The sequence below is a fragment of the Liquorilactobacillus satsumensis DSM 16230 = JCM 12392 genome (assembly GCF_001435195.1).
GTDB classification, from domain to species: Bacteria; Bacillota; Bacilli; order Lactobacillales; family Lactobacillaceae; genus Liquorilactobacillus; species Liquorilactobacillus satsumensis.
Genome location: NZ_AZFQ01000007.1, coordinates 1 through 4,941, shown reverse-complemented (window position 1 = coordinate 4,941; position 4,941 = coordinate 1). Strand labels below are relative to the sequence as shown.

General features: G+C 34.3%; 5 protein-coding genes and 1 pseudogene. 1 reads left to right on the top strand and 5 read right to left on the bottom strand.

The features are described 5' to 3' along the window. Positions 1-91: pseudogene (locus FD50_RS12850) on the top strand (IS6 family transposase); the annotation flags it as partial. 128 nt (positions 92-219) lie between these two features. Here FD50_RS12850 and FD50_RS00425 read toward each other — a convergent pair. From FD50_RS00425 to FD50_RS00405, 5 genes are all read right to left on the bottom strand, one after another. Then, complete coding sequence (locus tag FD50_RS00425; protein ID WP_056959480.1) at positions 220-933, bottom strand: GntR family transcriptional regulator; 714 nt, start codon at positions 931-933, stop codon at positions 220-222. Between the two features lie 102 nt (positions 934-1,035). Next, a complete protein-coding gene (locus FD50_RS00420) occupies positions 1,036-1,854 on the bottom strand; it encodes a PfkB family carbohydrate kinase (protein WP_056959478.1) in 819 nt (272 codons plus the stop codon). Between the two features lie 13 nt (positions 1,855-1,867). After that, positions 1,868-2,839, bottom strand: coding sequence for an SIS domain-containing protein (locus FD50_RS00415; RefSeq protein WP_056959476.1), 972 nt, complete (start codon positions 2,837-2,839; stop codon positions 1,868-1,870). Positions 2,840-2,886: 47 nt separating this feature from the next. After that, entirely contained in the window at positions 2,887-3,720 is an 834-nt protein-coding gene (locus FD50_RS00410) for a transporter substrate-binding domain-containing protein (RefSeq protein WP_056959474.1), read from the bottom strand. 64 nt (positions 3,721-3,784) lie between these two features. Then, positions 3,785-4,618, bottom strand: a complete 834-nt coding sequence (locus FD50_RS00405; protein ID WP_056959472.1) for a sugar phosphate isomerase/epimerase family protein — start codon at positions 4,616-4,618, stop codon at positions 3,785-3,787. Between the last annotated feature and the right edge of the window lie 323 nt (positions 4,619-4,941).

Here is a 4,941-nt window from a genome sequence, read left to right as displayed (position 1 = left end):
CATGCATCAACTACATAAAGTAAGCCAAAGAGAACCAAGTCTCTTTGGTTTTTCGTCGTCACAATCACTAATCGAATTATTAGTACAATGATCCGTTCAACAATCGTCCCAATGTATTACAAAGAATTACAAAGACTATTTTGTTAATTTTGCACCAGAACCCCTTAAAGGACTTTTTTCGTTTAACAAAATTAGCAGCACTTAATCTTATCCCGTGCATTAAATATCAAATTTATAATACTCACCTAAATAATATTGATGTCCTACATGAATTAGAATCTTATTTTGATCTGAGATTTCAGTTTCCATATAGAAAAAAGGTACTCCAATATTTATCTCCATTATTTTGGCAAGTTTAATGTCAGAAACACATAATTCCAAAGTTGTTTTTCCGGGATTGTCCGGGAAAATATTATATTTTTTCCCTAATAAATGGTATAGTGAATTTTCTAGATTCTCATTCAATAAAAATGCGAATCTTTTTTGGGAAAAATAATTATTTTCTAACATAATTGGTTTTTCGTTTGCCAATCTTTTTCTTCTAATCCAAATAGCTTGTTCACCATCGGCAAGTTTTAACTGCCTTTTTATCTCTGGTGTTGGTGTTATAATTTCTTTGTCCAACAAAATCGTTTTAGGTGTTAAGCCATTCTCAATACAACTGTCGGTAAATCCACGTACATACTCTATTTTTCTATTTACTTTTTTATAATTAACAAAAGTCCCAATTCCTTGTTGTCTAATCAAAACACCATTATCGACCAAACCATTGATAGCTTTTCTTACCGTTACTCGACTAACATTAAACATTTTTTGCAATTGCGTCTCAGTCGGTATCTTCTCGCCATGGCTAAATTTGCCAGAGTTTATACTGTTTTTTATATCATCTTGTATTTGTAGATAAAGTGGCCTTATTGAATTACTGTATTTCATTAAAACCTTCCCATTTCTTATAAAATCCTAATAACCAGCAAGTTTAGCCAGTTTATTTCAATTATAATAAACTGGCTGTCCTTAAGGAAGCCGCTGACAAATTTAATACTTCACGCCCAAACCAAATGATCCATTTAGCTGACAAATCTCAGCTGCAAATTCATGCGCTTTGACCATCGATTCTTCAATACCAACTTGTTTTGATAAATAAGCTACTAAAAAAGCTGTTATGAACGCATCCCCAGCTGCCATCGTGTCAACTGATTTCTCAATCGCTGTCGCCGCTTTTTCAAAAAAACGTTTACCATCGTATGCAATCGCTGCTTCTGACCCACGAGTAGCAAGCAAAACTTTATTGTTGCTTGTATAAACTTGCTGCAAAAAGCTTTTAACAGCTTCATCACTTTTGCCACTTAGTGAGAAAAAAACATATGCAACTTTATTAATTAGCATATCAACTTTCTCGTTAGTAAAATTATCAGAAAAATCATAAGACACCTTTAAATCTAGAGACTGCAATTTATCTAACAAATGATCAACTTGACCATAAAGTCCGATGTGGATCAAATCAAAGCTTTTTAAATAATCATCATCTGCGGCTGATAATTTTAATAAATTTTGAGCTGAAACTCCGCCTTTATTACTGCCAATGAAAATTCGATCATTATCTACAATTTTGACCTCAGAGTAACCATTTTCTCCCTCTTCAGTCCGGGCGTGGCTACTATCAATCTGCAATTTATCAATAACTTTTTTCAAGTAGCTACCTGCTTGATCAGAACCAAGAACTCCTAAAAAGCTCGCTTGCTGTCCAAGTTGCTTAGCAAAAACTGCGAAATTTAATGCGTTACCGCCAGGATACATCGTATATTTGTTAATATATTTATCAACTACTGCATCACCTAATCCCAAAACCTTCATACCAAAAGCCACCTTAATATTTAACTTTACCCATATAGCGTCTAACGTCTAGCGGATGCTGACGAACGTTTGCTAAAGCTTTTCGATACTGTGATAAAACACTATAAAATAAAACCGGATTGAAGTACTCGGCAACACTCTCATCAATTAAATCAAGTCCAAGTTCTTTTGCATCAATAACTTCAATCTTTTGGGCATAACGATCCAAAAATTTCTTTACTCTTTCATCTAAAGATCGTGTCCTGCCGATACTCAGCGTTAAAATAAACGGCAATTCTTTATCGGTCACTTCAAAGGGGCCATGGAAAAATTCAGCTGAATTTATTGGCACTGCATTCAACCACTGCATTTCCATTAACGAACAGATTGCAAATCCATATATCTGACCAAAAGTAGCTCCACTGCCAATTACATTAAATATCTTTTCACCTGCTCTTGCGTTTGCAAACGCCTTTGCCCTTTGTTGCACCAAATCTTCTGCATGGGCAACGATCGTATCAATTCTTTCCAATCCCTCTTTGAAGTTGCTGTAATTATTATAACCCTCAATTCTTTCGAACACTTCAACTGTTAAAGTCATAATAAGCGCCATCGGATTATTACTTACTTCCCGCTCGTTTCCCCAATCATATATATAACTATAATCTGCCGTCTCCAATAAATCAGCCTTTTCATTGAAGGTGAATCCGACCGTTTGGGCACCAGCTTTTTTGGCCATTTTTCCAGCATTAATAGTTTCTAACGTATTGCCGCTATGTGAGCATAAAATAACTAACGACTGCTTTCCCAACCTTTTAGGCGGAAATTTTACAAATTCATTGCTGGTAAACCACCCACTAGTTAAAGTCAGCGACTCATGCTCAAGTAAATAATTAGCTACATACATATCAACCAATGATCCGCCACAAGCAACAAAATAAATCTCTTTTAATTTTTTCTCACTGTTATCTACAATATTCTGGGCAATTGTTTCTTCTATCTTCATAAAGATCCCCCTATATTTATTAAAATCTAAAACTATTAAAAATTAATTTACTTCCCGTATTTGTCCTGTAATTGCTTTGCTTCATTAAACATTTTAGTATCTTCACCATTTTTTTGAAGCTGTGTTATAACTTTATTAACTCGTTTTTTCAGTTCATTATCTCCCTTGCGAATTCCAATATTATTGGTTTGTGCATCTTTTTTAACTGGAATTTTAACCTTAGCAATTGAGTATTTATCTGGAAATTTAGCAACATACTCAGTCGCAATTGCCTGCCCCACAACAATACCATCTAATTTTCCTTGAGATAATTCGGTTGACATGTTGGTAACTGCACTTTCTACAATTAAGTTGCTCTTTTTAAACCTTTTCTTTGCTTCTGTTTCCTGGGTACTGCTCTGCTGGACACCGATACTTTTACCAACCAGCGATTTAACTGAATCATATTTCTCAGCATTACCTTTTCTTACTAGTAAAACATCAGTTGCTTTATAATACGGTTTTGAGAAACTTATATATTTTTCACGCTGCTTAGTTACAGAGAGTCCAGCTATGATTAAATCGATCTTATTTCCTCGCAGGTCTGTAATCAACGAGGAAAATTCTTCATTTTGGATTTTTAATTTAACATGCAGTGCTTGGGCTATTTTTTTAGCAATCATCATATCATAACCGACAATCTGCTTCTGACCATCTTTAACGATTGGAAATTCGAAAGGTGCAAAGTCTGCCGAAGTCCCCACCACTAAGGTTCCCTTGTCTTGAATCTTTTTTACACTATTATCTTTGCTAGCGGACTTACTGCTAGAACAACTAGCAGCCAACACCATTAATCCTAAAAGCGAAATAACTAAAATTAATTTCTTGTATATTTTTTTCATCTCAATTTCTCCTCGTATTACATGTTGGTAGTTAAAAAGATCGTATTGCTTTGCTATAATTTCATTATTTTTCAGTCTGATTTTTTATCAGCTGAAATACTCGCTTATCTGCTTCAAAGGGCTTTTTATAGTACCTTGAAGCAGTTATTTCTTGACCTAAAAAGCCAGTATAATTGTATTTATTTAAAGTCTTAATCGCTGCAGCTAAGTCTTGTTCTCCATCCCCCCAAGCTAAATGACCTCCTGTTTTTCCACAATCCAAAAAATGAATATGCACAATTGAGGTGCCAAACGTGTTAAACCATTGTTCTAAAGTCTCACCGGCAACTGTTATCGCTGTAGTATCGATCATCGGCTTTAAGAAATCCGAGTTAACTTCGTGCAACATTTTTTTGGCATCTTCAATAGTCGTAACTATTTGTGACTCTTCCGGTCTAAGCGTTTCTAAGGCCAACGTAACATTTTGCCGCGCTGCAAATTCGGACAGTGAACTCAACATTTCTAAAGATCTTTGCCAAGCTTCACTTGCTGGCTCATTCAACAACCCAAAACCAGAATTAATTCCCATAATTTTTGCACCTAGCTCCGCAGTAATCCTAATTGCATTTTTAAAATATAGTTTGCTCTTTTGCCACTGCTCCAAATAAGGAGCAGCTATATTGTATTGATAAATAATAGATTCAGGAGTAAATACCGGTATTTTGATCTTATACTTTTTGGCTAAGGCAATAACTTTATTTAAGCTTTCGAAACTAGCCGTATCCAAATACAAATGGGGTGTTCCCCCCCACAACTCAACATTTTTAATTCCGATGTTATTTTGATAACTGAAAAAATCTTCTAAAGCATAAAATGGATAATGTATATTCATTCCTGCCAGATTATCCGTTTTAATCAAAAAAACATCTCCCTATTACAAGGCAACTCAATAATATGTATTAAGTCGTATTATATGATTTTAAAAACAATTTATACTATATCTTTAATATATGGAAAAATCAATGAGCTATTTCATTATTTTTTAATTTAGCAAAAGTTCAATTAAATATTCTTTTTTGCTAACGAAAAAGCCTAGCAAATCTTTCGGAACGCAACCAAAAGCCTAAAATAAATGGCTAGAAAAAAATAGCCTGCTAACTTTGATTGGTTGGTTCTGGTGCAAAAATTTTCAGGTAAACTTATTTTGAGTATAATTAGCCTAAAAAGCGAGGTAGCGATGAT